At 36.1% G+C, this 25,623-nt stretch carries 28 protein-coding genes and 1 other annotated feature; of the genes, 17 read left to right on the top strand and 11 right to left on the bottom strand.

Annotated elements, in window-relative coordinates; genetic code table 11:
- The first annotated feature begins 48 nt into the window (after window positions 1-48).
- Genes J9537_RS05190 through efaA form a run of 3 tightly spaced genes read left to right on the top strand, consistent with a single transcriptional unit; the run spans window position 49 to window position 2,634 of the window.
- Window positions 49-798: a metal ABC transporter ATP-binding protein gene (locus J9537_RS05190; protein WP_218256978.1), complete on the top strand. Its 750-nt coding sequence runs from the start codon at window positions 49-51 to the stop codon at window positions 796-798.
- Window positions 788-1,654, top strand: coding sequence for a metal ABC transporter permease (locus J9537_RS05195; RefSeq protein WP_218256979.1), 867 nt, complete (start codon window positions 788-790; stop codon window positions 1,652-1,654). Before J9537_RS05190 ends, J9537_RS05195 begins: the two co-directional genes overlap by 11 nt.
- A 50-nt stretch (window positions 1,655-1,704) precedes the next feature.
- Window positions 1,705-2,634: an Mn/Fe ABC transporter substrate-binding lipoprotein EfaA gene (gene efaA / locus J9537_RS05200; protein ID WP_218256980.1), complete on the top strand. Its 930-nt coding sequence runs from the start codon at window positions 1,705-1,707 to the stop codon at window positions 2,632-2,634.
- Between the two features lie 42 nt (window positions 2,635-2,676).
- On the opposite strand, the gene sdaAA is transcribed toward efaA, so the two are convergent.
- Window positions 2,677-3,561 (bottom strand): L-serine ammonia-lyase, iron-sulfur-dependent, subunit alpha, encoded by an 885-nt coding sequence (sdaAA, locus tag J9537_RS05205; RefSeq protein ID WP_218256981.1) that lies wholly within the window; start codon window positions 3,559-3,561, stop codon window positions 2,677-2,679.
- Between the two features lie 70 nt (window positions 3,562-3,631).
- Complete coding sequence (sdaAB, locus tag J9537_RS05210) at window positions 3,632-4,306, bottom strand: L-serine ammonia-lyase, iron-sulfur-dependent subunit beta (protein WP_010746470.1); 675 nt, start codon at window positions 4,304-4,306, stop codon at window positions 3,632-3,634.
- 297 nt (window positions 4,307-4,603) lie between these two features.
- Between sdaAB and rplK the strand changes: the two genes are divergently transcribed.
- The 4 genes from rplK to rplL all read left to right on the top strand — a co-directional run bounded on the left by rplK (window position 4,604) and on the right by rplL (window position 6,969).
- Window positions 4,604-5,026 (top strand): 50S ribosomal protein L11, encoded by a 423-nt coding sequence (gene rplK / locus J9537_RS05215; RefSeq protein ID WP_010739820.1) that lies wholly within the window; start codon window positions 4,604-4,606, stop codon window positions 5,024-5,026.
- A 104-nt stretch (window positions 5,027-5,130) separates the two neighbouring features.
- Window positions 5,131-5,820, top strand: coding sequence for a 50S ribosomal protein L1 (gene rplA / locus J9537_RS05220; protein ID WP_010746469.1), 690 nt, complete (start codon window positions 5,131-5,133; stop codon window positions 5,818-5,820).
- Between the two features lie 53 nt (window positions 5,821-5,873).
- Window positions 5,874-6,000: a sequence feature (ribosomal protein L10 leader region), on the top strand.
- Window positions 6,001-6,043: 43 nt separating this feature from the next.
- Window positions 6,044-6,544: a 50S ribosomal protein L10 gene (gene rplJ / locus J9537_RS05225; RefSeq protein ID WP_010746468.1), complete on the top strand. Its 501-nt coding sequence runs from the start codon at window positions 6,044-6,046 to the stop codon at window positions 6,542-6,544.
- Between the two features lie 53 nt (window positions 6,545-6,597).
- Window positions 6,598-6,969 (top strand): 50S ribosomal protein L7/L12, encoded by a 372-nt coding sequence (rplL, locus tag J9537_RS05230; RefSeq protein ID WP_010746467.1) that lies wholly within the window; start codon window positions 6,598-6,600, stop codon window positions 6,967-6,969.
- Window positions 6,970-7,058: 89 nt separating this feature from the next.
- Here the strand turns inward: rplL and J9537_RS05235 are convergent, their stop codons facing one another.
- The 4 genes from J9537_RS05235 to J9537_RS05250 form a co-directional block, all read right to left on the bottom strand.
- Window positions 7,059-8,198: a tyrosine-type recombinase/integrase gene (locus tag J9537_RS05235; RefSeq protein WP_218256982.1), complete on the bottom strand. Its 1,140-nt coding sequence runs from the start codon at window positions 8,196-8,198 to the stop codon at window positions 7,059-7,061.
- Window positions 8,199-8,289: 91 nt separating this feature from the next.
- Window positions 8,290-8,565: a MerR family transcriptional regulator gene (locus J9537_RS05240; RefSeq protein WP_245001292.1), complete on the bottom strand. Its 276-nt coding sequence runs from the start codon at window positions 8,563-8,565 to the stop codon at window positions 8,290-8,292.
- Window positions 8,566-8,609: 44 nt separating this feature from the next.
- Window positions 8,610-9,464, bottom strand: a complete 855-nt coding sequence (locus J9537_RS05245) for a rolling circle replication-associated protein (protein ID WP_218257333.1) — start codon at window positions 9,462-9,464, stop codon at window positions 8,610-8,612.
- Window positions 9,465-9,678: 214 nt separating this feature from the next.
- Window positions 9,679-10,050, bottom strand: coding sequence for a hypothetical protein (locus J9537_RS05250; RefSeq protein ID WP_218256983.1), 372 nt, complete (start codon window positions 10,048-10,050; stop codon window positions 9,679-9,681).
- A 133-nt stretch (window positions 10,051-10,183) separates the two neighbouring features.
- On the opposite strand from J9537_RS05250, the gene J9537_RS05255 reads away from it, so the two are divergent.
- The 5 genes from J9537_RS05255 to J9537_RS05275 are packed head-to-tail and all read left to right on the top strand — an operon-like array spanning window position 10,184 to window position 17,129.
- Complete coding sequence (locus J9537_RS05255) at window positions 10,184-11,047, top strand: helix-turn-helix domain-containing protein (protein ID WP_218256984.1); 864 nt, start codon at window positions 10,184-10,186, stop codon at window positions 11,045-11,047.
- 31 nt (window positions 11,048-11,078) lie between these two features.
- A complete protein-coding gene (locus J9537_RS05260) occupies window positions 11,079-14,684 on the top strand; it encodes a hypothetical protein (protein ID WP_218256985.1) in 3,606 nt (1,201 codons plus the stop codon).
- A 20-nt stretch (window positions 14,685-14,704) separates the two neighbouring features.
- The gene (locus tag J9537_RS05265) at window positions 14,705-16,099 is read left to right on the top strand and encodes a hypothetical protein (protein ID WP_218256986.1); all 1,395 of its coding nucleotides are present in this window, start codon (window positions 14,705-14,707) and stop codon (window positions 16,097-16,099) included.
- 27 nt (window positions 16,100-16,126) lie between these two features.
- Window positions 16,127-16,387: a hypothetical protein gene (locus J9537_RS05270; RefSeq protein ID WP_218256987.1), complete on the top strand. Its 261-nt coding sequence runs from the start codon at window positions 16,127-16,129 to the stop codon at window positions 16,385-16,387.
- A gap of 34 nt (window positions 16,388-16,421) precedes the next feature.
- Window positions 16,422-17,129: a hypothetical protein gene (locus tag J9537_RS05275; protein WP_218256988.1), complete on the top strand. Its 708-nt coding sequence runs from the start codon at window positions 16,422-16,424 to the stop codon at window positions 17,127-17,129.
- 335 nt (window positions 17,130-17,464) lie between these two features.
- Here the strand turns inward: J9537_RS05275 and J9537_RS05280 are convergent, their stop codons facing one another.
- Window positions 17,465-18,097, bottom strand: a complete 633-nt coding sequence (locus J9537_RS05280) for a hypothetical protein (protein ID WP_218256989.1) — start codon at window positions 18,095-18,097, stop codon at window positions 17,465-17,467.
- Window positions 18,098-18,287: 190 nt separating this feature from the next.
- On the opposite strand from J9537_RS05280, the gene J9537_RS05285 reads away from it, so the two are divergent.
- Together J9537_RS05285 and J9537_RS05290 are read left to right on the top strand one after the other, a co-directional pair.
- Window positions 18,288-18,689, top strand: a complete 402-nt coding sequence (locus J9537_RS05285) for an organic hydroperoxide resistance protein (protein WP_010746465.1) — start codon at window positions 18,288-18,290, stop codon at window positions 18,687-18,689.
- A gap of 224 nt (window positions 18,690-18,913) precedes the next feature.
- Window positions 18,914-19,567: an MIP/aquaporin family protein gene (locus J9537_RS05290; protein ID WP_376713209.1), complete on the top strand. Its 654-nt coding sequence runs from the start codon at window positions 18,914-18,916 to the stop codon at window positions 19,565-19,567.
- Window positions 19,568-19,636: 69 nt separating this feature from the next.
- On the opposite strand, the gene J9537_RS05295 is transcribed toward J9537_RS05290, so the two are convergent.
- The 3 genes from J9537_RS05295 to J9537_RS05305 all read right to left on the bottom strand — a co-directional run bounded on the left by J9537_RS05295 (window position 19,637) and on the right by J9537_RS05305 (window position 21,725).
- Window positions 19,637-20,065 (bottom strand): hypothetical protein, encoded by a 429-nt coding sequence (locus tag J9537_RS05295; protein WP_218256991.1) that lies wholly within the window; start codon window positions 20,063-20,065, stop codon window positions 19,637-19,639.
- A gap of 1 nt (window position 20,066) precedes the next feature.
- A complete protein-coding gene (locus J9537_RS05300) occupies window positions 20,067-20,264 on the bottom strand; it encodes a helix-turn-helix transcriptional regulator (RefSeq protein WP_010746462.1) in 198 nt (65 codons plus the stop codon).
- A 126-nt stretch (window positions 20,265-20,390) separates the two neighbouring features.
- Complete coding sequence (locus J9537_RS05305) at window positions 20,391-21,725, bottom strand: amino acid permease (RefSeq protein ID WP_218256992.1); 1,335 nt, start codon at window positions 21,723-21,725, stop codon at window positions 20,391-20,393.
- 455 nt (window positions 21,726-22,180) lie between these two features.
- Between J9537_RS05305 and J9537_RS05310 the strand changes: the two genes are divergently transcribed.
- Window positions 22,181-22,423: a GlsB/YeaQ/YmgE family stress response membrane protein gene (locus tag J9537_RS05310; protein WP_010746460.1), complete on the top strand. Its 243-nt coding sequence runs from the start codon at window positions 22,181-22,183 to the stop codon at window positions 22,421-22,423.
- A 40-nt stretch (window positions 22,424-22,463) separates the two neighbouring features.
- Here the strand turns inward: J9537_RS05310 and J9537_RS05315 are convergent, their stop codons facing one another.
- Window positions 22,464-23,405, bottom strand: coding sequence for a 2-dehydropantoate 2-reductase (locus J9537_RS05315; RefSeq protein ID WP_218256993.1), 942 nt, complete (start codon window positions 23,403-23,405; stop codon window positions 22,464-22,466).
- A gap of 275 nt (window positions 23,406-23,680) precedes the next feature.
- Here J9537_RS05315 and J9537_RS05320 point away from each other — a divergent pair, with 275 nt between their 5' ends.
- Window positions 23,681-24,736, top strand: coding sequence for a DUF871 domain-containing protein (locus tag J9537_RS05320; RefSeq protein ID WP_218256994.1), 1,056 nt, complete (start codon window positions 23,681-23,683; stop codon window positions 24,734-24,736).
- Complete coding sequence (gene murQ / locus J9537_RS05325; RefSeq protein ID WP_218256995.1) at window positions 24,733-25,623, top strand: N-acetylmuramic acid 6-phosphate etherase; 891 nt, start codon at window positions 24,733-24,735, stop codon at window positions 25,621-25,623. The genes J9537_RS05320 and murQ overlap by 4 nt, the downstream gene beginning before the upstream one ends.

Below are 25,623 nucleotides of genomic sequence, written 5' to 3' on the forward strand. Positions count from 1 at the left end.
ATTAAACAAAAGTTTAGGTTTGCCTAAAATTAGAAAAGAGGGGTATCTATGAAAACGATTCGCGTAGAAGATTTATCCGTTGCTTACCGTGGGAAAATCGCCTTGCAGCAGGTAAGCCTTCAGTTGTCTGCTGGAAAACTAACGGGCATCGTTGGTCCTAACGGTGCGGGAAAATCCACCTTGATGAAGGGGATACTGCAGCTTATAAAAACACAATCAGGAAGGATATTTTATGGTGAAGAGCCGTTAAGTAAACAGAGACAAAAAATTGCATATGTCGAGCAGCGGCAAGATATTGATTTGAGTTTTCCGATAGATGTGTTTGGGGTAGTACTGTTTGGTACATATCCTCGTTTAAAAATGTTTCAGCGACCTGGGAAAAAAGAGAAAGCATTTACATTGGAATGTCTTGAAAAAGTCGGCTTAACTAAGTTCGCTGACCGCCAAATCAGCGAGCTGTCAGGCGGTCAACTTCAACGTGTATTCATCGCGCGGGCATTGGCACAGCAAGCAGAATGGATTTTACTGGACGAACCTTTTGCCGGTATCGATGCGACAAGTGAAAAAATTATTATCGAGTTATTGAAGAAACTGCGTGATGAAGGAAAATCAATTGTCATTGTTCATCATGATTTGCACAAGGTCACGGATTATTTCGACGAAGTTATTTTGTTGAATAAAGGGTTGATAGCCGCTGGTCCTGTTGATCAAACGTATACAACAAAAAATATGGAAAAGACGTATGGAAATGAAATTACGCAGATGTTAAAGATTGGAGGCGCTGACTTTGCTACATGATTTTTTTCAAGGATTAATTGAGTATCAGTTTTTACAGAATGCATTGATCACTTCGATTATGGTAGGAATATCCGCGGGAGTGATCGGTTCGTTCATCATTTTACGTGGAATGTCATTAATGGGGGATGCGATCTCTCATGCAGTGCTGCCAGGAGTAGCGATTTCATACATGTTGGGGAGCAGCTATATTATCGGCGCGACATTTTTTGGATTATTTTCAGCCGCGTTAATCGGTTTTGTCGGGAAACACAGCCGATTGAAAAATGATACGGCAATTGGAATTGTCTTCAGTTCATTCTTTGCTCTGGGAATCATTTTGATTTCTTTTGCTCGAAGCGCCACCGATTTGTACCATATTCTCTTTGGGAATGTTCTGGCAGTTCGTGATTCAGATATGCACTTGACGGCTGTTGTCATGGCGGTGGTTCTGTTAGCGGTCTTGCTATTTTATAAACAATTAAAATTGACCTCCTTTGCGCCAACGATGGCACAATCCTACGGCTGGAATATCAGTTTGATTAATTATGGCTTGATGTTCCTGTTGACATTAGTAGCCGTGACTTCGTTGCAAACGGTGGGGACAATTTTAGTTATCGCTATGCTGATTACACCAGCAGCGACGGCCTATCAGTTGACCAACAAGCTATCCGTGATGGTTGGACTATCAACCCTTTTTGGCGTCATGAGCGCGATCATCGGTTTGTATTTCAGTTATAGTTACAACCTTCCCTCTGGTGCAACGATTGTATTAACAGCGGCGGTATTCTTTATTGCGTCCTTCCTGTTTTCACCTTCTAAAGGATTGATTCAACAATTGCGAAAGGATGCACGTACGGCATTTCCAAGCGGAAAGTAGAGTCAAATTTAAATTTCGGACGATTACAAATTATGAAAGGAAGAAAGTGAATGAAGTATAAAAAAATAGTTTTCGCGGGAATCATTGGTTTATTAATGCTTGCAGGCTGTGGAACAAAAGGAAGTAATACAACGGCCAAAGATGAATCAAAAAAGTTAGAGGTTGTTGCCACAAATTCGATTATTGCGGATATGGTGAAAGAAGTTGCCGGAGATGAAGTGAAGGTGCACAGCATTGTTCCAGTAGGGACAGACCCTCATGAGTATGAACCCCTGCCTGAAGACATCAAAAAAGCTAGTGAAGCAGACGTTGTTTTTTTTAATGGTCTAAACCTAGAAACCGGAAATGGCTGGTTTGACAAGCTAATGGAGACAGCTAAGAAAAAAGAGAATGAAGATTATTTTGCAGTGAGTAAAGAGGTTGAACCCATTCATTTAACTGGAAACAGCAAACAGGAAGATCCCCATGCATGGCTGGATATTTCGAATGGTATTTTATACGTGAAGCAGATTGAAACGGTTTTAAGTGAAAAAGATCCAGAGCATCGAGAAGTCTATAAGAAAAATGCTGATAACTATATTAAAAAGCTGGAAGAGTTAGATAGCCGGGCAAAAGAAGCATTTGCGGATATTCCAGCAGAGAAAAATCTGTTGGTTACCAGCGAAGGAGCCTTTAAATACTTTTCTAAAGCCTATGGGCTGACTGCTGCATATATTTGGGAGATCAACACAGAAAGTCAAGGAACACCTGAACAAATGAAACAAATCGTTGAGAAGGTGAGAGCGTCAAAAGTTCCCTCATTATTTGTGGAGACAAGTGTTGATAAGCGTAGTATGGAACGTTTAGCCAAAGAAGTTGATCTGCCGATTTATAGTGATCTATTTACTGATTCCCTAGCGAAAAAGGGAGAAACAGGAGATAGCTACTATGGCATGATGAAATGGAATTTGGAAAAAATCCATGAAGGTCTGATGAAATAAGAAAAAGCAGCTGATTTTCATGTCAGCTGCTTTTTGCTGGATTTAAACAGTCGCTTTTTCAGGTTCACCAAAGACTTGGCGTTGTAAACGCAAGCCTGTTGGCGTTGTCGCTAAGCCGCCTTCGGCAGTTTCCTTGAAGATTTGAGGCATTGCTCGCCCAACTTTGTACATCGCCTCAACAACTTCATCTGGTGGAATGACACTGCGAATTCCTGCTAATGCCATATCGGCTGAAATAAATGCTTGAGAAGCCCCCATCGCGTTTCGCTTCACACAAGGAACTTCCACTAAGCCCGCCACAGGATCACAGATGAGCCCCATGACATTTTTCAAAGTAATTGCTAATGCGTTTGCCGCCATTTCCGGGGTCCCGCCATTTGCAGTAACCAAAGCAGCTGCTGACATAGCGCTGGCAGAACCGACCTCTGCTTGACAGCCGCCTTCAGCACCGGAAATAGAGGCATTGTTCGCCATGACTAATCCAAAAGCACCTGCTGTAAACAGAAAATCAATTTGCTCCTCATGGGATAAATTTAATTTTTCACGTGCGGCCATCAACACACCAGGTAATACACCGGCGCTGCCTGCAGTAGGAGTGGCGCATACGAGACCCATTTTCGCGTTGACTTCATTGACTGCAATCCCATTGCGAACCGCCTTCAAGATAGTTTCACCACTCATAAATTTGCCGCTCTCAATGTACTCATTCATACGCTTAGCATCGCCACCAGTGATTTTTGTTACAGAAGTGACTCCTTGAATGCCTTCTTCAATAGAACTTTCCATTACTTCTAAATTGCGTTCCATCAACGCAATGATTTCTTCACGTGTACGATCAGTTAATTCCATTTCAGTCGCGATCATCAATTCACCGACGCTTGAATAATCCTTTGCTTGTTCCACAAGCTCTTGGATTGAGTAAAACATGACAATTCCTCCTTAATAATACCTATCCATATAATCGATAGTAAAAATGAGTATTCACATCTAGTAAAAGCTATTTAAAATAGGTCACGCTTAAGACATCGTCTTCACGTTTGATTTCTTGTCTTAAGCCTTCTGGATCATCAGGGGTGTCGTCGATTTCTAATAGTACGATCCCGTTTTCGCCTCTGGTTTTGCGAGTCATCGTTACTTTACCAATATTCAAGCCATGCTTCATAAAAATTGTAGAGACACGTGAGAGTAGACCAGGAACATCCTTATTGATAATGATATACGTTGGATTTCCCATGCCAAGTGAAATGCTGTAGCCATTCATTTCGGTGATCTGGATATTTCCGCCGCCGATCGAAACACCTGTTACAGACATTTCAAGATCCCCCTTAATCATACGTAAGGTGACAGTATTTGGATGATCAGCGATTTCTTTTTTGGGGACAAAGAGAACTTCCATTCCTTGTTCATGAGCGATTTTCAATGAATCGGATAAACGAGGATCGTCTGGTTCCATTCCTAAAATGCCGCCGACTAAAGCGATATCTGTTCCATGTCCGCGATATGTTTTAGCAAATGATTCATATAAGTCGAATTCCACTGAATCTGGGCGTTCACCAAAAATCATTCGGCAAACTTTTCCGATTCGCGCAGCGCCAGCAGTATGAGAACTACTTGGTCCAACCATTACCGGACCAATAATGTCAAAAACACTTCGATATTTTAATACTTCCATTATTTTAAACCTCCCTAGTTTATCCGATGAAAATCCTCATCAATTCGACCATAGTGTAACATATACGCTTTCTGAAAATAGTAAGATTAATAATTTATTTTGTTATTCTCATAGTAGTTAAAGAGATTGTGAAGCGTTTTATTATTGTCAAAAAATTGCAACAGTAAGAAATCAGTCTTGCATTCAAATAAATAATCTGCTATGATACCAAAGTGTGTCTTGTGCACACTGTTTTAAGTGGGAGGAGAAATTTTGATCTCCAATTAACCACATCACGGACTCAAGGAGGTATGTCTCGTGGCAAAGAAAGTAGAAAAATTAGTTAAACTGCAAATTCCTGCAGGGAAAGCAACACCAGCTCCCCCAGTAGGTCCTGCACTAGGTCAAGCGGGTATCAATATCATGGGATTCACAAAAGAATTCAATGCTCGTACAGCTGATCAAGCAGGTTTGATCATTCCAGTTGTGATCTCTGTATATGAAGACCGTTCATTTACATTCATCACAAAAACACCGCCAGCTGCAGTATTGTTGAAAAAAGCAGCGAAAATTGAAAAAGGTTCTGGCGAACCAAACAAAAACAAAGTTGCAAAAGTTACTAGCGATCAAGTAAAAGAAATCGCTGAATTGAAAATGCAAGACCTAAACGCAGCTAACGTTGAGTCAGCAATGCGCATGGTTGAAGGAACTGCACGAAGCATGGGTATCACTGTCGAATAATTTTCGATGAACCCAAGAAAGTAGCTTCTCAGTTGGCTCCCTATCTAAAGATACGGAACACGTGGGAGGTTCTACCGTTATAACCACATCAAGGAGGAAACAAAATGGCTAAAAAGAGCAAAAAAATGCAAGATGCATTAAAAAAAGTTGATACTACTAAAGCTTACCCAGTTGCGGAAGCAGTAGCACTAGCAAAAGAAATTAACTTCGCGAAATTTGACGCAACGGTTGAAGTTGCTTACAAATTGAACGTAGACCCTAAAAAAGCAGACCAACAAATCCGTGGAGCAGTTGTGCTTCCAAACGGAACTGGTAAAACTCAAACTGTTTTAGTATTCGCTAAAGGCGAAAAAGCAAAAGAAGCAGAAGCTGCCGGCGCTGATTTCGTTGGTGATGACGACATGGTTGCAAAAATCCAAGGTGGATGGTTCGACTTTGACGTTGTTGTAGCGACACCTGACATGATGGCTACAGTTGGTAAATTAGGTCGTGTGCTTGGACCAAAAGGTTTAATGCCTAACCCTAAAACTGGTACTGTAACAATGGATGTTACAAAAGCTGTTGAAGAAGTTAAAGCTGGTAAAGTAACTTACCGTGTTGATAAAGCTGGTAACGTTCATGTGCCAATCGGTAAAGTATCATTCGACGATGCGAAATTGATTGAAAACTTTAACACAATCAACGAAACTTTAGTGAAAGCAAAACCTGCGACTGCTAAAGGTCAATACATCAAAAACATTTCAATGACTACAACATTTGGACCTGGTATCCATGTTGAACAAACTGCTATCTAATTAATTTTAGAAAAAGCTTGACCTGACTAGCTTATCTATGGTAAGTTAGTCAAGGTTAAATATTAATTGTACCGAAGACAGTAGGTGACGCAAGTCTTAATTTCCTACCGAGGACGTTTATTGAGAACATTCAATAGTCCCTCTATGTCTACGGTGGCATAGGGTATTTTTTTGCTTTCAGCAAAAAATGCTCTTCCATCAAAATCAGGAGGTGAAATATATAATGAGTGAAGTAGCAATCGCTAAAAAAGCCGCTATCGTTGATGAAGTCACTGAAAAATTCAGCGCAGCAGCTTCAGCCGTTATCGTTGATTACCGTGGTTTAACAGTAGAACAAGTGACTGAATTACGTAAACAATTACGCGACGCTAACGTTGAAATGAAAGTTATCAAAAATTCTATCTTGGTTCGTGCAGCTGAAAAAGCTGGTTTGAACGGATTAGAAGAAGTATTCTCAGGACCTACTGCTGTTGCATTTAGTAATGAGGATGTAGTTGCCCCAGCTAAAATTATCGATGAATTCGCTAAAACAGCTGACAAACTAGAAATCAAAGGCGGGATTATTGAAGGAAAAGTAGCTTCTATCGAAGAAATTACTGCTCTTGCAAAACTACCGAACCGCGATGGACTTCTTTCTATGCTATTATCTGTCCTTCAAGCGCCAGTCCGCAACGTGGCTTACGCTGTGAAAGCAGTCGCAGAAAAAGAAGAAGAAGTAGCTTAATCGCTGCATAAAATATAAAACAAAAAAACTTACCTAAACGGAGGAAATTTAAAATGGCATTGAACATTGAAAACATTGTCGAAGAACTTAAAGGCGCGACAATCTTAGAATTAAACGACTTAGTTAAAGCTATCGAAGACGAATTTGGCGTAACTGCTGCTGCTCCTGTAGCTGCTGTTGCTGGCGGAGCTGCTGCTGGCGCTGCTGAAGAACAAACTGAATTTACAGTTGAATTAACAGCTGTAGGTGACCAAAAAGTTAAAGTTATCAAAGCAGTTCGTGAAGCAACTGGTCTTGGCTTGAAAGAAGCTAAAGCTGTAGTTGATGGCGCTCCTGCACCAGTTAAAGAAGATGTATCTAAAGAAGACGCTGAAGCACTTAAAGCTGCTTTAGAAGAAGTTGGCGCATCTGTAACATTAAAATAATCACTTTTGATTGTTATGGGCTAGAATCCTTGTCAGATAAGGGTTCTAGCTCTTTTTTTGTTTTTTTGACCATACTTTTGGCCACCCCCTTAAAAGTTGACGTAATTTGAGAACTTTTCTGCCACTATGTCTTTTTGTTTCTTGGTAACATGGGTGTAGATATTTAGTGTGGTTTGCACATCGCTGTGACCCAATCGATCCTGAACTTCTTTGACAGATAAGCCGGCTTCGAAAAGCAAACTGCAATGTGTGTGCCTAAACCCATGAATCTTTAAGCGAGGGAAGTCATGATTGTTACAAATTCTAGTTAAAACGTTGTTGAATCTTGTTAACGCGATATAGTTATTATTTTTTGACGCGAAGACTAATTGATTTGGTTGCATTGCATTTTGACCATATGCTAATAAATATTTTCTTTGATCTTTTCTCCATTGTCTTAATATATCGACAGTCCGTTGATCTAATGAAATCGTTCGGTTAGAGCTTGGAGTTTTTGGTGAAGTGGCGACAACTTTATTTTTCTCGTCTAAGGCGGCCGTTTTATTGATGGTGAGCTGCCTATCTTTAAAATCTACATCATTCCAAGTTAGCGCTAAGGCTTCACCTTTTCTTATTCCTGTAAAAGCAAGTAGTCTAAAGAATGGAAAAGTTAAGGGAAAAGAGTCATTTTCACAGTAGGTAAGAAATTTCTTTAACTCATCTGCTTCCAAATAAACTTCTTTTTTAGTTTCAAGACTATTTTTTCCTGTAGAGAAGGAAACATAGGTCATTGGGTTATCCGTTAAAACATTCATTTTGATCGCAAAGTCGAACACTTTAGATACATAAGATTTTAAAGCTCGATGAGTCGCATAGTTTTCTTTCCATTCATTGATGGTATTTTGACAATAAGGAACGGTGTATTTGGAAATCCGTTTGTCACCAAATTTTTCTGAGATATTTTTATCAAAGAGAAATTTCACTCGTTGATAGGTGCTTTCCTTGACAGTATGTTTATACTGCCTGATCCATAAATCTTTGATCTGAGTGAATGTATAATTTTTCTCGGGTGTATATTTATTGTCTTTTACGTCAACTTTTAATCGTGCTAACGCAATTTTCGCTTCTTGTGATGATTTGAATCCACGTCGAGTCGTGGACATTTTCTTACCAGTTAGGGGATCAATCCCTAGATAGGCTTTGAACATATAGGCAGTATCGCCATTTTTCTTTTGATATTTTTTTATCATAATTTCTCCTTTGTAATTCGCCAGTATATCAAAGGATATTTTTCTCCTTTCTTGTCGTAATCATAGACAGCTTTATGAAGACAATCAAGGCTTAAATTTTTAATCTGCTTAAGAATTCTTGAATATCGTCACGGTCAAATCGTACTTCTTTACCGAATGGGATCACTTTTAAACCTCTATGAATCCATTGATTTAATCGTTCATCTCCGATTTTTAGAACTCTTTTAACTTGTTTTCTATTTGGATAAGGTGGAAGTTCATCAAGCTTAGAATCAAGCTTTTTTGATTTTTGTAATGCTTGAATCACATTTTGAGTGACAATCTCGATGAGAATGTCATCGTACTCAATTGGAATATCTACTTTCATCACACACCTCATATACAAGAACGTTGCTACCACGAATGATGAATTCAATCAGCAATTGGTTTCTTGTCTTTCTTAATTTTTATATAGGTTACCTTTGACTCTTCGAATTCGACGACTTGTTCAAAACGATTTTCTTCACTCAGTACTGTTAAAAATTTAGGTGTTTTGCGAATGTAGTTCGTTGAGAACAGCACATCGAAATCCTCTTTGTTGATTTTTTTCTCTGTCAGTCTTTTCGTTTCTCTCGGAAGTTTCAGATTTTGAGATTTGAAAAAGGCTTTTTTCTTATGCTCTTTGATATCCAAATCTTTATCAAAATACCTACTGACATATCTTCCTCGATTTTCGGCAGCGTCCACATCGATTTTATTGATCCAAACCAATCCATGTCCCCAAATCTCCATCAATCGTTCATGGGGAACGAAAGGAAAGGAGAACAGGATGATGTGATAGTGGATCGCTCCGCGTTGTTGCTTTTCCCACGTTGCGAGATATTTGATTCGGGATTTTTTCGTTTTATAAATTTGGTAGTTTAATCGTTTTATAAATTTCTTGAATTCATCATTCGTAGTAGCAATGTCTTGGATGTTTTCTTTAAAGGTGAGTGTTAAGAATTTTGTGTTTTTATCAAAGTTTTCGTCAACTAATCGTGCAATTTCAAAGCGCATGTTCCGATAATGTTTTGATTTTCGTTTTAGACTGTCATATTGTTCTTTTGCAGATAAGTCATCAAATTTTCTATTTCGTTTTTTCTTTTCTAATTTTTTGATCCATTCAGGAGATTCATGTTCATATTCAAAGGCTATCTTTTCATCGATTTTGTAAATGACTGGTTTTTCATATTCCCAAATTTCGATATACGTAGGAGTTTCAATGATTTTTTGATTGTAAGATTTCAGCAATCATCATCGCTCCTTACTTTTTTATTCAGTTTTCAATGAGCGAGAACAAATCCATCTTTCGACAGATGTTGTCCTATAGATCAAGTAAAGGAGCAGAACGGCTGCGCCGCCCTGCTAGCCTGCTTATTTATTGTGCGGTTTTATCGAAATGAACGGCTTTGGCTGGGGCCAGCCGCCCATTTCGAAACCACCCAACAAACAAGCAGGAAATTTAGCTAGCAGGCTTGTTAACTTGGTTATTGGCGTTGTTATTCGTTTTTTGATTGATTAACTTTGCAGAGTCGGCGTTCGCTGAGAGTCCATAGTTTACAAATTGTCCATTGGCTCGACCCCAAGGTGAAACGATCAGATTTTCAAACGAAACAAATCGTTCACTGTCCGCTTCAAGTTCTTTTTTAGTTAAGACTGGATGTTCACTAGCTACTTTGACATTGATTTTTTCGTAGCGAAGTTTGGATAAGACACATTCGTAGCTCCATCCTAAGGCTTCACCCTCCTTTTGCCATCTTGCGACATTGACGAGTCGGTATTCTTTTTCTAGTTTTTCTCTTGGTAAGATGAGATCACTGATTTTGATTGGCATAAATATTTCCCTTCCTGATATACGAATTAATATACGTTTTGATATACGTAGTCAATAGTTTTTGTAAAAAAATATATACGAATTGATATACGTGTGTTATGCTGTATATGAAATCATATAGGAGGAGATAGAAATGTTTGGATTACTACAACCGAATAAAGAGAAAGTTGGCGCACGGCTGAAACAGATCAAAGATGAAATGAACATTTCGTTTACTGAGTTTGGCAGCCGTTTAGGATTAAAGAAGCCAACGATCAGTTCGTATGTCCAAGGGTATAACTTAGCTCCAATCGAAGTGATCGAGAAAATTTCAAAAATCAGTGGACGATCGGTGGGCTGGTTTTACTTTGGAGGTATAGAGGAATATATTGCGGATTATCTTACCTTAAAAGGTCAGGGTGAATTGATCAAAGGCTATCCAGAAGTGGTGAACCAGATCAAGGAAGAATTCTTCACTGGCGATTTTAAAAATCCAGGCTGGGAAAATGAAGTCGGTTATCCAGAAGAAGAATTTATTGATGACTGTTTTGCGGATATTTTGCCGAGAATTATGACTTGCTATGTATCTGATATTGTTAATGAACAAGTTACTAAATCAGAAAAATTGATAGGGCTGACCGACAAAGAAAAAGAAGAAGCAGTGGTAATTATTATTTCTGATATAAATGGTTATATTGAAATGAGTGGCGAAATAAAGTTCGGTGAGAAAGATAGAATTGCCGAGATGGTAAATAGTTGGATCACCAATTTAGAAAGAAAAGGAACGATTGAATTTTCCGAAGAGTACTTGATCGGAAAATTAATCAATGTACTTGATGATGACGAGGAGACGGTGAAGATGATATCTAATATATCTCAAATGATGACAGATAAGCGTTTTTCCGCTTTTTTTGGTGGTAGAGAATTAATTGAGATATTTCAATCTATGCGACCAGCGTTGATGAAATTGTATTCAGAGAAGTCGGTTGATGAAGTTTATGAGTGGTTTGATAATTAATAATAATGAGTTATTAGGAAGTGAATAAAAAATGAGTAATACACGAGTAGAAAAGAAGGCAGTAAGTACAGTAAATGAATTGTTTCTAAACCATTCTAAGAAAATTGATCCTAATCTTGCATCTGGTGATAAAGGAATTTCATTTGATGGAAATGCAATTCTTTTTTCAAATGAAGAAATTACTAAATCATCATATTTAAGTAGTATACCTGTTCAGGTGAAAGGCACGGAGGTAAGTGAATTTTCAGAATCAGTAGCTAATTATTATGATTTCGATAAGGAAACTTTTAAAAATTTTCTACACGAAGATGGTGTAGTTGTTTTTCTTGTTGAAATTCTAAAAGAAAATTCTCACGAAACTAAAGTGTTTTCTAGTTTCTTAGATGCAGAAAATTTAGAAAAAATTTTGAATGAATTACAGAATAATGGAAATAATACTAAAGTTATTAAATTAGAAGAGTTGACTCCTGAAGTAGATTTAGATGAGAGGTTTAGAAAAATTGCAATCAGACGAAAGGTGTACGGGTTTAAAGATGCGAAACTAGATACTTTTTTAAAAAAAGGTTCTTCAATTGAAGTATTTCAAAATGATTTTGACAAAAACGTTGTCGAAGAATCAAGAAAAAAAGTTGAATTATATGAATATAAGAATCCTAGTTCACAATTTAATGTCGAGTTAAAAAAAAGAATGATAGAAGTTTTATCTCAAAATATTCTGTTAGATACTTTTACTATTGCTGAAAATTATGGAAAAATTGTGAGGCTAGGGTTACTCGAAGTTTTACCGGAAGAAACTAGATACTTAGCTTTGTTAATTAAAGTAAGATATTTAGCTATGAATGGGCAATTTGAGTCAGCTAGAGAAGTATTGAAAAGCATAGGTGATCCCCAAGAAAAAATAAAAAAATTATACGAGAGAGCACTCCTAGAGGCAAATTTGGATAATAATGATTTAGAGAAGCTGTTAACGAAAACAACTTTATCTAGTGAGGAACGGAATTTATATAAAGGGAAATATTACTTGATAAAAAAGGATATAAATCAATTTCATGAGATTCTATTTTCTAATCTAGAGGATAATAGGGATTGGAAATATTTGAGAGCAGAATATTTTTTATATATCGGTAATTCCGAAGCCGCGTCTGAAATATTCTATCAACTTAGTGAGGAATCATTCATGGTGGAACTTAAATATAAAGAATTATTCTCAAGGTTTACGTTGATAGGAAGTGAAGTATTTTTCATTTCTCAAGAGCGAACTGAGGCAAGTATTAATAAACTTAATTTATTGCTGAATGAAATTGAGTTATTAAGAAGAAAAGTAGAAAAGTTAGAACACATTGAAATGCCTGCATTGGAAGAATTATTTTTTGAAATAAAAATTCTACTTAATCCAGAAGAAGGACTAAAAATTATAAATGATTCACTATCCAACAAAGAAAAAGATTATAACATTCAGTATCTTCGTGAATGGAAAATCAGAGCTCTTTTTTTGTTAGGCAAGTATGACGAAGCATTGAATTATATAAATCTGTTACCAAGTGACATTCAAAATAATAATGTAATAATGTTTAAAATTTTATTGTTGATTCGAAATCCTTCTCCTAAAGATGTATTTGAGTTTATAAGTTCTTTCATTTGTTCAAATGATAGTGAGGGTAATGAGAGATTATTCGGATTTATGACATATATGTATTTAAAAAGTGCAAGAGACTACCAAGATATTAATGAGAAGGATTTCGAGAATTTCATTCAATTTTTGGTAAGTAAGTATCAGTTAGATTTTCCTCTTTTGATCGATTTGGAAAATACTCGAAAAAAACTTGGCTATAAGAATTATGGAAGTTCCTTTGAATTTTTTAAAAATCGATTTAACGAGTATCCAGATGAAAGAAAGATAGATGACATTGCTGCATTTCTACTGCAAAATAATGAGTTGGTGTTAGCAGAAAATTTATATTTTGATATGCGTAAAGTCAATAAACCGATTGCAGATGAAATAATAGCAGCTTTATATCTGTTTAACGATAAAAGCGAAAGGTGTTTGGAAGTATTGGAAGACTATTCTGATACTGAGCTTTCAAAAAAAATGCTTGCATATAAGGCTGAAGCATATAATAGAACGGATCAATATAGAGCGACTTTGAAACTTTATAAAATTAGAAATGAGAAGTTCGATGAGTACTTAATACAAGTATTGATTGCTAAAATAGTTATGGGCGACTCTGTAGATATAGATTTAATAGTTGAACAAGGTATGAAATCTGACAATACAAATTTTGAAGTAAATGCCGCTCTAGCGCAAATAAAATTTGCTTTAGATGTAAAAAGAGGATTTCAAATACTCGAGAAATATGTTTTAAAAAATCAGTTTAATAATAGGCAATTGAATCTTTCTATAATTCAGAGCGCCTTAATTGAAATTAAGGAAGATACATCTTTAGATACTTATCTTGATGTTGAGCTTAAGTGGTTTAAGTTTAAAACTGAAGAAGGGTATCGAGAGTTTGTTTTGGTGCCTAGTAAATGGAATATCCATAATTTTGATAATCTAGAATTTCAGGAAACTGATTCAGATTTTAAATTGATGGTGCAAGGAATTTCTGTTGGTGATTATGTGGAATTCGAAGATGAATCAGTTGTTCTAATAGAAGAAAAACCGCTCTCAGTTTTTATTATACACAGAGTAATGAAGCGAGAAAGTGGAGGAATTGGTAGTGGAAAACCACTTACTTCAATTACTTTGGATTTAGAGGGAAATATTTTAGACGAGCTCACCAAAGTATTAAAAGAATTTGATAGAACTGAGCAATATAATGAAATCAAGAATTTCTATAATCAGTTTCACGCACCGTTTGTTTACTCCCATATGGTTTCTGAAGAAGAAATGTTTGAATTCTATTTTCAAATTTTTAATGACACTAGTATTATATACTATGTTGGTGATGAACTTTCTTACTACCCAAATATTAACTATCAAATAAGCATCTCTTCTATTGCGTTTTTGGCCAGTTTAGATTTGCTTGAAATATTAAAGGAATATCAGAATATTTTTATTGAAAAAACCCAGAAAAATTGGATTGAAAACATATTTTCAAAAAAATTGAATAGTAAACATTTTGGAAGATTGGGTTTACTGAATGATGATGAGTTATTTTTGAACGAAGAAACAGAAGAACAAAAGAGGACGTTAACAAACACATACAGAAGAATTGTTTTGGCAACAAAAAAATTGAGACGTAATGACATCGGTAAGATTGCCTCCAAAATAAATAGTATCATTCGATTTGACGAAAGTAACATTCAAGCGGCTATTGATTATGAAAACGTTCTATTAAATGAAGATGAGGCTTTACAAATCATTGGGAAAGAGGAATTTGGGTTGCAAGTGAGTAGTATTGGAATGTTAATAAACCATTACTTCTTAGATATTGAAAAAAATGTTGATAAATATTTGGATATACAAATTCAAGCGATTAAGCAAAAAAGTGCGTGGCGATTGCAAAAAGATACGCTTAACAGAATCATTGATTTAGTTGAACGTTCTAATAACATAAATTTAATTATGAAGTTCAATATCTGGGGTAAGGCCTATACGAATTTTTTCTATTTCGATAACTTAGAAAAAACTTTATAAGATAAAGGAGAAACTCGTTTATGACTATACTATTGAAAGATGCTTTGATGAACTCTCTTTCTATAAAATTAATAAAATCAGACACTGTAAAATACCTTCAAAAAGAATACATGAATGAAGATTCCTTGCAAGACATAAAAGAAAAGCTTAATTCATTTCAAGAATATTTAAATCAAGTAGATTTAAATGATAATCTAAATCTTACAGTAAGAATAGTCATAAATAAAAAAGATGCATGTAAGAAATATGAACTATTAATTATCAAAAAAGGGGTAGAAAGTATCCACGATGTTAAAAATTTTCCTCTCGATGAAATATTAATAAGTTCAGTTGAAGGATATCAGGAGAAAATCGAAATTATTGGTGATGTTATTTCATCTCTAATGCTGGATAGTTGGCAAACTAAGAACAATGACATGGTTAAAATCGAAAATTTACATGAGCTCAAAAAAATTGAAATACCTAAAGTAAGTCCTGATATTTTGAGAAGTATTGAAAGGATTAATAATTTTTCACAGAGTTTTCAAATCCCAAATTTTCATAGATTTGATGAAATCATTTCTGCAGCTGGAAAAATGGTTAAGAACTTTAAAGTATCTATTGATCCAGTTATAGAACAAATGAAAGTTATTACAGCATCTATTACGAGGACATTATTATCTATAGATTTTGAAAGCTTGGCAAAAAACATGAAGGAGTCAGAGAAAAGAAAACTCTCACGTTTCCTTCAATATGATTGGTATTTTCCAATTTTTTTATTGGAAGATCTACCTATTATTTTTGAGTTTGAATCGGCTTCAGAAGCAGATAGCACAGCGGTGGAGTTGTTAGATTATTATAGAGATGAGCATGGGTATGATTTAAATGACCTCATTCCTAAATCTTTGAAAACATACAATGAGTTAAAACAAATAGACTATCTTTTGGATGCTCAAATGTATAAATTGACTGTAATATATTGTCTTGAGAGAATCGAAAATCGAATAAAACAAATGCAACAAAATGAGAATTCCAAGATACAGTATTCCAAATTGAAGGTTGGAAAAGGTGGATATGATTATTACATGAATGTACTTAAAGAAGAAAGTGACTATCTTGATAATTTGGTCTCTAAAATTACTATTGATCAAAAAATCCATCTTTTTGATAGGTTTGTTAAAGGTATGGAGTATAAAAATAAGCAGGGTGAATATCCGTTAAATAGAAATTTGTTTCTACACGGATTTGTTGATGATTCTGAAGTCAACGAAATAATGGCTAAGAAGGCTATTCTGTCATATGGGTTCTTCGAGTCACTTTTTCTGTTAAAATATAAACCAAAAGAGAAAATTAGACGTGTGAATGGAAAGTCTAATAGGATAATCAAAAGAAATATTTTAAAAACACGAAAAAGATGTGGATTTAGTACAGTTTAGTAATTTTTTTAAAAGGGGGAATGAACTTTGTTATGGTTTTTACGTCAAGCATCTTTAAAAACAGTGGAATTGGATTTTGAAGGTGAATATAAAATTACCAATGTAGACTCTAGAGTAGTATCTAGAATTCACAGTGTTTTCAACAATATTCATTTAGGGAAACAAAGGTATGGTTATTTTGGTAGTTCGAGAGATTTATACAAGGACGAATTAGATACGATCTCTTTTTTTAGAGGATTTACTCCTGATATTAATTTTAATGATAATAAGAGAGAATGTTCTAAGTGAAGGAATCGAACCATATTTCAACAGAGAACCGTGCATGGATGATATAAATGAGTTACTTGAGTTAATCAATTCAATATTAAGAAAAAATGGTTTTGGAAGTATTGAGATTGAAACAATCTCTCCTTATATAAAAGAAGATATTGTGGGTATCTATATGTTTTTGTTGAATTTAGTTCATAACATAGGTGGTCGATGGGATAATAAATGTAGAAGTCCATTTGTATCTGCAGCATACGGAAGAGATGGGTATAAAAAAGCACTTAATTTTGCACAAAGCCGAAATGGAAGTAGATATTCATATATAATTATGGGGTTTATTCGAAAAACTAATGTGGCAAACTACATTTTAACAAAGAAACTCTCTGAAAAATTAGGAATGTTAGACGTTGATTGGTATCAAGATATACATTCAGAGATAATTATCAAAGATGGTATCTTTCCACACAATATTCTAGGTGTTTTCGAAATTGACAATGAAACAGGAGATAAAAGTTTTATAATTAATCCATATCTATATCAATTGTTTGACGTTAGTAAAAAGAGGGTCAAATATGGATCAAGAGATTTGACAGAGTATATCTGTCATGAAGGAATACCCGTCAATCAGGATGATTTTGATAATTGTGCTAGGTCATTAGGTTATCAATCTTACGGTTATAGAATACATGATGGATATACATTTGCAGGTGAGATTGATGGTGAAGCTGATTTACCATTACCGAGAAATAGGGATTTTTGGTAAGTAATCATTTACAGTATTAATCAAGCTCCCTGTATTCTAGGGTTATTTTAAAGCTTTAGATTTAATTTTGACATACTGGCGATTTTTTGACTATCTTTTTGACCATACTTTGTAGATTTTATGGGACTATATCAGAATTTTTCATTAATCAGAAAATTCTAGAAATCCCATTTTAATCAGCATCAGAGGCTACTAGGTACCTGATTTATCAACACATTAAAATAATCACTATTGATTATTACGACAGGGATCTGAATTCAGATCCCTGTTTTTTTGTTTAGAAGTCAAAAAATCCGAGCCGATAAGTTGGGCCCGGATGAATTCTATTATTTACTTTATTGTAAAACCTCGATCATAACATCACTTTGTTCTTCAGTTACATTTCCCGCATAATTCGGAGTGGCTAAAGATAGCCCGCCTTGTTTATTATGAAACAGATACAAAACTCCAGATTGATTATTTGAATTGATGGCACCAGACTGCTGTTGCCCAACAGTCAAGGTAGTACTTACTTTAACGGTTCTAATATCATTTGTATTTGCTGAAAAAACACGAATCGATTTAACAGGATTATTTTGCATTGTCAAATTGTAAACTGCTTCACTAGGCGTATCTACGTTAAAAGTGACCTGACTTGTATTAGTATTTATATTGATGGAATCCGGAACATTCATACCAGTGAAGTAAAAGGTTGCGTAACCGCCAAATTCACTGCTGGATACAGTGTCAACTGTTTGCTGTGCCGTTGAGGAAGTGGACTCAGAGACTGTTGAATGATTTGTTGAATGTTTGGATGCAGATGATTCAGACGTCTGATCAATACTGGATGATTCTTGGCTAATTGATGTTGAACTTTCTTCAGAAACTGGATCACTACTTGAGGATTCGTTCGTTTGTTGCGATGAATCACGAGAACATCCAACTAGCAAGAAAGCTGTAACTAAAAATGCTACAAAAATTTTTTTCAAAGACAATCCCCCCTTCATACTAGATTATAGCAAAAAAACATGAATTTGTAATCGTTTGCACAAACTGCTTGAAAGTGGATGAAATTCGATATAAGACGTCAAAAAATTTTCTTTAATGAGCAATATCTTTGTATAGATAATGAATAACGCGTAGACTATTAATCAAGAAGTAGAAAAGGACTGATTGAATTTGAAGAAAATGTATGAAACAGCGATGATCAACCATGGCGGACGTACGGGTGATGTACAAGCGCCGAACGGAAGCATGAAAATGAAGATCGAACCACCTTCAATTCATGCAGAAGGAACGAACCCAGAACAATTGTTTGCAGCGGGTTACGCTTCATGTTTTAACGGTGCAGTTCACCATATGTTAAAAGAGCATAATATTGAATCTGATGCGGAAGTAAAAGCAAGAGTTTCTTTATATCAGCTTGATGATGGCGGTTATCAAATCGGAGTGATCTTAGAAACTTCATTGCCAGGTGTTGAAAAAGAAGAAGCGCAAAAAATTGTAGAAGAAGCTCATGAATTCTGCCCATACTCAAAAGCCACTCGTGGTAACATCGATGTAGAAGTAGTATTGGTATAGTTTAGAAACTCCTCAAATTTTGAGGGGTTTTTCTTTTCAACAATTTATGTAATGAAATGTAAGTACAAGAACTATCAGTGAAATAACGTTCTTTATTATAAAAAATATTTTTGGGATTTAGTGAAAAAGAGAAGAAAATAAGACGGATTACTTATTGCTTTACAAAAAATAAAGAGTTAAATAAACTAAACTCTCAACTATTTTGTAAAGGATGTGGAATGAAAATGAAAAAATATTTAGCAGAATTCATAGGTACCTTTATGCTTGTTTTTCTTGGAACTGGTACAGTCGTTATTGCTAAAGGCGGCGTATTAACCATTGGGTTAGCATTTGGATTGGCGATTACAATCATGGCGTATGCAGTAGGTGGTATTTCTGGAGGGAACTTCAATCCTGGCGTATCTATCGCTATGATGATTAACAAGCGTTTAGCTGTGAAGGATGGTATTTTTTATATCATCGCCCAAGCGTTAGGTTCAATTGTAGCTTCAGCAATTTTATATAGTTATGTTCATGCGCTAAAATTACCTAGCGACGGTTTTGGTCAAACGGATTTTCCAAATATTAGTGCAGCTCAAGCCTTTGGTGTAGAAACATTGATCACCTTCTTATTCGTGTTTGTTATCTTGATGGTAACGAGTGCGAAATACGGTAACGCTCAAATGGCTCCGTTAGCTATTGGGATTACATTAGCTTTCTTGATTATCGTTGCATTGAATTTGACAGGTGGTTCATTGAATGCTGCACGTAGTTTAGGGCCCGCACTTTTTGCTGGCGGTAGTGCTCTATCACATTACTGGGTTTACCTTTTAGCACCAACTCTAGGTGCAGTCATTGCAGCTTTTGTTGCTAAGTTTATGGGTAGCGAAGAAAAATAATATTAAAAAAGCGATCCACAATGATCAAACTTCATAAAGTTTGGTTTATTGGGATCGCCTTTTTTATTTTTAGTGTACTTTCTCAATCTTCCCTCGATGATAAATAGAATAACCAATGACAAATAAATAGGCAACAACTAGTGGGATGAGAACATTGAAAGATATCCCCATTAGCGCAAATGTGAGCAACAGGGCAGAGTAAACATAGAGCATCATATCAAAGCCTTTTGCTTTCGCCATATTACCAATCATAACATTCCGTTCATCTTTAGTATCAATTTCAATTTGCTTTGCCAGTTGTGGGTCGTTTTCCATTGATTTCTTGCTAATAAATTCACCAAAACCATTTCCAAATACGCCGCAACCTATACCGATGCAAAGGTATGGCAATGACCTCATGACATTTTGAGGATCTTCGATTGCTTTGATCAAATAAAAACCTGCTAAAATCAACAGTACTCCGAATAGTGCAATAAGTAGATCCTTTTTGTTCTTCATTTTACTCCTCCTCATAAATAAAAATATCTTCAATTGTCATATCAAAAAACTTGGCGATCTTAAATGCCAATACAATGGATGGATTATAACGGTCGTTTTCCAAAGAGCCGATTGTTTGTCGCGAAACTTCTAAAGCAGTCGCTAAATCTTCCTGTTTAATGCCTCTTTCTTTACGAATTTCTTCTAGTCGATTTTTCATTGGTAACCTCCAAAAGGAAAGTAAGCTTTACATCTCATTTATAGTATAAAAGATAATCTCACAAATGTAAAGCTTGCTTTCCGTGAAAAAACGCATCAATCATCCGTGGATTGATGCGTTGCTCGTTTAAATTTGTTCTGAAACAGGATTGGTTTGTTTCTTACGGTAGCTGAATAGAATAACTAAATAGATGCAGGCAGTGAAAAGTGTTACACCGATTGGGTTGTTCATAAGGATTCCGATGAAGATCAATCCTAAAACTAAAATGACTAATCCGCTGAAGAAGCGTTCTGACCATGTTCCTTTTTTTAAGGCTAATACAAAAGCCGCTATACTGATTAATAACCAAGTCAATAGAACAGAATAGGACAACGAGCCCACTAAATAATTAAACAGCTTGTTCCCTAAGAAATATGAAAGGATAACGCCTAGATAAAGTGTGCCTGTGCAAAATAAAACGGCTCTTTGTGGCACTTGGTGTTTGTTCAGTGCTGCTAGTTTAGACGTAAAACCGTCATTGTCTTTAACACGGAAGTATAACGTTCTGGATGAAGCATACACACCAGAGTTAATTGAAGAAAACAATGCCAGCACAATAACAAAATTCACGATATCAGTTGCAAAAGGGATATGCATTTTTTGAAAAACCATGACAAACGGACTAACCGTTGTTGCTGATAAAGTGTCCCAACGATAAATAATCAGCAGTAAGGTCATTGGTACGATATAAAATGAAATGATGCGTCCCATAACTCCTTTGATTGCTTTAGGAATCGCCGTTTTTGGATCTTCCGTTTCACTCACTGTAATGGCGATCAACTCAGAACCGCCATAGGAATATATAACAACTAAAAGAGAGCTTACTAAACCATGAAGACCATGAGGAGTGAATCCTCCATGACTATTCATACGAGAAATCGTATCAACGAAGCCAATATTAAAGACCTCATGCGCGACTAGATAGGCGCTAAAGACGATCAAAATGATAATGACCGCTATTTTGATAAATGCTAGCCAGTATTCAGTCTCGGCAAACAATCGTACGGAATACAAATTAATCATTGTCGTAAGTATCGCTAGGATCAACACGAAAATCCATGAAGGGACGTTGGGAAACCATAGTTGCATGAAACTAGCGGCGGCTACCGCCTCAGCAATAATATTAACCATCCATAAAGACCAGTATAACCAGTCAATAAAATCTGCTGTACGATCACCAAGAAAGGGTTTAATAATACCAGATAAGCCTTGAACATTGTCGCTGTTTAAAACTAAGCGACCTAAACCATTCATTACAATGAAGAGTACTAAGCCTCCAAGTAAGAAGGCCAAGATGACAGAAGGACCGGCGATGCCGATTGCTTCACCGCTTCCTTTGAACAATCCCGCACCGATTGCACCGCCAAGCGCGAGCATCATAATGTGGCGTGAAGTCATTTGTTTTTGTAATTTATTTTCCATAAAGCTGCCTCGTTTCTAAATTGAGAGAATAATTTGTAGATTTGAAATATTCTGATAATTATTTGTCAATAATAGCAGAATGTTCTGACAATTCAATTTTAGTGAAAAATTTTTCATTCCTTTTTCACTAAATCACTATAATCAGCTAGTGTTCTGTTATTTTAATAAAAAAATTCTTACTATGTGATTAAAAAGAGCTAAAAAATAAAAAATGTTAACCATGTGAGATAAAAATTCTTTTTTACTAGTAAAAAGATGTTTTTTTACTTCAGGATTTTCTTTTTATGAGAAATTTTTGGAGTTGGACTATCATAGGCAAAAAAGCTCTTCATTTCAATGTTTTTAGCTTTAAAAAAGAAAATTTCCGACAATCTTTGAGCAGATTAATGGGAAAATTTGAAGCTTATTTGTAACATAATAATGTAATTATTTTATATAGAAAGAGGGAGAGAAGAATGGGTTGGTTATGGACTTTAATCATTGGTGCATTAATCGGTGTGATTGCAGGTGCAATTACAAAAAAAGGCGGTTCAATGGGCTGGATTGCAAACATTGTTGCTGGTTTAGTCGGTTCTGCAATTGGTCAAGCGTTACTTGGCTCATGGGGGCCTAGCTTAGCAGGTATGGCACTAGTTCCTTCTATTATTGGTGCAGTTATTGTTGTTGCAGTAGTTTCATTCTTTATTGGAAGAAAGTAATTATTCATCCGTAAATAAAAAAAGCGCCTAGGCGCTTTTTTTATTTTGCATTCAATAATTCTTCCTTTGCATGAATGAGTTGGGTTAAAAAGGCACAGTAAGGTGTTTCAATTTGATGTTTTCTCCCTTTTTGCCAAACAGCTCCATTGATATAGTCAATTTCTGTTTTTCGATGATTGCGGATCAAATCCTGATACATTGATGGAAAATGCAATCCCTGAGTTTTAACATCATAAGTTGCTTCAATAGCGCGAATAACCTGCGGCTGATCCAATTCGATTCCTTCCATTTTGGCAACTGAAGCAAATTCTTCAACAATTGTTTCAATTAAATTCTTGGCTCCGGTTAATGCGCCGAAGTCAGCGATGTTGCAATCTAGGATTGTACACAAACCATTAAGTGTCCCATTAATACAAGCTTTCTTCCAAATGGAATATCGAACATTGGTACTATAAATAGGATTTAATCCAGCTTTTTGGAAGACGTTTAACACTTCCAATGTGAAGGACTTTCCTTCAGAGGCTAAATTCTCCATCTCTATACTTCCAGTGCCAACTAATTTTGCGTGTCCCGGTCCAGCAAGTCCAGCAGTCCAAGTTGTGGTACCAAAAATAATATTTTCTTTTGGTACGAACTTTGATAGTGTCTCTTCGTGACCCAGCCCATTCAATAGACAAAAGACGAAAGTATCCTTACCAATAATCGGTTGGATATCTTGAAACATTGATTCAAGCTGCATAGATTTAGTCAATGCGATAACTAGGTCAACATTTGCATGATCTTCCACGATTTCCTCTGGTGAGTAGATGGGTAGATGAGCGACGACTTCATGATCCTCAAACTCTCCGATCAATCCTTTTTCACGTATAGCCTGAATATGATCCGGCCAGCGATCGATTAGTATTACCTCATTGTTTGCTTGATGGAGCATTAATCCGATGCGACTCCCCATTGCACCCGCTCCAGCAATTGCGATTTTCATAGTGAGATTTCCCCTTTCAAGTTCCATAGACAGTATACATAAAAAAGCCTAAAAAGGCGGGTTATGTGCTCTTGCAAGAAATGATATTTCATATAAAATAAAATAATTATGAAATAGTGTTGCATTTTGTCGTGGATGCGTTTATAATCATCTCGTAAAGTTGAAATGGTTTTCATTAACGAACCGTTTAATTTTTACTTTTATAAGAATGAGAGTATCTTAGAAAAATTCTTTACTTTAAATGCTAGTGATTGCCATGAGATAGGAGGAAGCCCATGTTTGGATTTTCAATTTTTCTAAATGAAAGCCTAACCAATGAAACAAAACAATATATAGCAGAGATGGCACAAACAGGTTTTTCAGGTATTTTTACTTCGTTACATATTCCTGAAGATGATGCCTCGCATTATCGAAAGCGCTTGACTGATTTAGGTGATATTGCCAAAAAATATCAATTAGATTTAATGGTGGATATTTCAGGTGATGCTCTGACTCGTGCCGGTTTTTCTTTTCATCAAATAAAGGAACTTATTGAGATTGGTGTTACCGGACTACGAATGGATTATCATATCAGCAACCAGCAGATTGCTGAACTATCTCAAGAGATATCAATTGCTTTAAATGCATCAACGATTACGGAAATGGACATTCAGGAATTACGAAAAGCAGGAGCGGATTTCGATCATTTAGAAGCGTGGCACAATTATTATCCACGACCTGAAACTGGGCTAGATAAAAATTGGTATCATACAAAAAATCTCTGGTTGCGTTCACAGGGGTTTACAATTCAAGGATTTGTTCCGGGAGATAAAAAATTTAGAGGCCCGCTATTCAAAGGTCTGCCGACGCTGGAAGAACATCGTGGGATGCACCCGTTAGCAGCAGCGTTAGATCTATTAAATGATACCGACAAAGTTTATATCGGCGACAGCGGGTTATCCGAAGAAGTACTGGAGCAATTTTCTTTCTATATTAAAGAAAAAAGTTTAAAACTAAGTGTCGAAGCATATGATGAGCAAATTGAGTACGTCTTAGGAGCTCATATCAATCGTCAAGACGAGGCGCGTGATGTGGTACGTAGTGCGGAGGCTCGGTTTAAGAAAATTCCTCACGTTCGCCCATTGCCGGCACAAGAACGAACTGTCGGGAGCGTAACCATTGATAATGCGAACTACTTGCGTTACATGGGGGAAATTCAAATAGTAAAACGAAAGCTAGCGGCAGATGAAAAGGTAAATGTCGTTGGACGAATAACGAAAAAGGATCAAGCTTTGATAGAACATATTAAAGCAGGACAGAAATTTAGCTTAGAGAGTGTGGAGAAAGAATGATTAATTTAGAAAACTTAACAACAGAACGACGTAATGAAACAACTTTTGGTTTAGATGAAATGAGTGTAGCAGAAGCAGTTAAGCTAATGAACCAAGAAGACCATAAGGTTCCAGATGCGGTAGCAGAACAATTGCCGCAAATTGAAAAAGTAGTTGAAGCAACGATCACCGCGTTTAAAAATGGTGGACGATTGATTTATATGGGCGCGGGTACAAGCGGTCGCTTAGGTGTTTTAGATGCTGCGGAATGTGTACCAACGTTTGGTGTTGAACCTGAAATGGTGGTTGGTTTGATTGCAGGCGGCGAACAAGCGATGACTGTCGCGGTGGAAGGCGCTGAGGACGATGCAGAATTAGGTGCGCAAGATTTGAAAGATCTAAAATTAAACGAAAATGATATGGTGATCGGTATTGCAGCAAGTGGTCGTACTCCTTACGTCATAGGTGGATTGGATTATGCTCGTTCAATCGGTGCAGCAACTGGAACGATTTCATGTAATAAAGGAGCCGAAATCAGCAAGCATGCGGCACTGCCAATCGAAGTTGATTGCGGACCAGAGTTCCTAACCGGTTCAACTCGTTTGAAGTCAGGGACAGCTCAAAAATTGATTCTGAATATGATTTCTACTATCAGTATGATTGGAATCGGAAAAGTTTATAACAATTTAATGGTGGATGTAAAACCAACCAATGAAAAACTTGTTGAACGTTCAAAACGAATTATCATGCAAGCCACAGACGCAGATTATGAAACTGCAGCTCATTACTTTGAAGAGGCTGAACAAAATGTTAAATTGGCAATCGTGATGATTTTGACGAACAGTACGAAAGACGAAGCAGCTGAAAAATTAATCCAAGCCGATGGATTTGTTAAAAAGACAATTTAG

The sequence above is a fragment of the Enterococcus raffinosus genome, assembly GCF_019175485.1.
Taxonomy (GTDB): Bacteria; Bacillota; Bacilli; order Lactobacillales; family Enterococcaceae; genus Enterococcus_A; species Enterococcus_A raffinosus.

Coding starts and splice junctions, on each gene's coding strand:
- J9537_RS05190 (WP_218256978.1), top strand. CDS start 49: ATGAAAACGATTCGCGTAGAAGATTTATCCGTTGCTTACCGTGGGAAA.
- efaA (WP_218256980.1), top strand. CDS start 1,705: ATGAAGTATAAAAAAATAGTTTTCGCGGGAATCATTGGTTTATTAATG.
- sdaAA (WP_218256981.1), bottom strand. CDS start 3,561: ATGTTTTACTCAATCCAAGAGCTTGTGGAACAAGCAAAGGATTATTCA.
- sdaAB (WP_010746470.1), bottom strand. CDS start 4,306: ATGGAAGTATTAAAATATCGAAGTGTTTTTGACATTATTGGTCCGGTA.
- rplA (WP_010746469.1), top strand. CDS start 5,131: ATGGCTAAAAAGAGCAAAAAAATGCAAGATGCATTAAAAAAAGTTGAT.
- rplJ (WP_010746468.1), top strand. CDS start 6,044: ATGAGTGAAGTAGCAATCGCTAAAAAAGCCGCTATCGTTGATGAAGTC.
- rplL (WP_010746467.1), top strand. CDS start 6,598: ATGGCATTGAACATTGAAAACATTGTCGAAGAACTTAAAGGCGCGACA.
- J9537_RS05235 (WP_218256982.1), bottom strand. CDS start 8,198: ATGATAAAAAAATATCAAAAGAAAAATGGCGATACTGCCTATATGTTC.
- J9537_RS05240 (WP_245001292.1), bottom strand. CDS start 8,565: ATGAAAGTAGATATTCCAATTGAGTACGATGACATTCTCATCGAGATT.
- J9537_RS05250 (WP_218256983.1), bottom strand. CDS start 10,050: ATGCCAATCAAAATCAGTGATCTCATCTTACCAAGAGAAAAACTAGAA.
- J9537_RS05255 (WP_218256984.1), top strand. CDS start 10,184: ATGTTTGGATTACTACAACCGAATAAAGAGAAAGTTGGCGCACGGCTG.
- J9537_RS05260 (WP_218256985.1), top strand. CDS start 11,079: ATGAGTAATACACGAGTAGAAAAGAAGGCAGTAAGTACAGTAAATGAA.
- J9537_RS05265 (WP_218256986.1), top strand. CDS start 14,705: ATGACTATACTATTGAAAGATGCTTTGATGAACTCTCTTTCTATAAAA.
- J9537_RS05275 (WP_218256988.1), top strand. CDS start 16,422: ATGGATGATATAAATGAGTTACTTGAGTTAATCAATTCAATATTAAGA.
- J9537_RS05290 (WP_376713209.1), top strand. CDS start 18,914: ATGAAAAAATATTTAGCAGAATTCATAGGTACCTTTATGCTTGTTTTT.
- J9537_RS05295 (WP_218256991.1), bottom strand. CDS start 20,065: ATGAAGAACAAAAAGGATCTACTTATTGCACTATTCGGAGTACTGTTG.
- J9537_RS05300 (WP_010746462.1), bottom strand. CDS start 20,264: ATGAAAAATCGACTAGAAGAAATTCGTAAAGAAAGAGGCATTAAACAG.
- J9537_RS05305 (WP_218256992.1), bottom strand. CDS start 21,725: ATGGAAAATAAATTACAAAAACAAATGACTTCACGCCACATTATGATG.
- J9537_RS05310 (WP_010746460.1), top strand. CDS start 22,181: ATGGGTTGGTTATGGACTTTAATCATTGGTGCATTAATCGGTGTGATT.
- J9537_RS05315 (WP_218256993.1), bottom strand. CDS start 23,405: ATGAAAATCGCAATTGCTGGAGCGGGTGCAATGGGGAGTCGCATCGGA.
- J9537_RS05320 (WP_218256994.1), top strand. CDS start 23,681: ATGTTTGGATTTTCAATTTTTCTAAATGAAAGCCTAACCAATGAAACA.
- murQ (WP_218256995.1), top strand. CDS start 24,733: ATGATTAATTTAGAAAACTTAACAACAGAACGACGTAATGAAACAACT.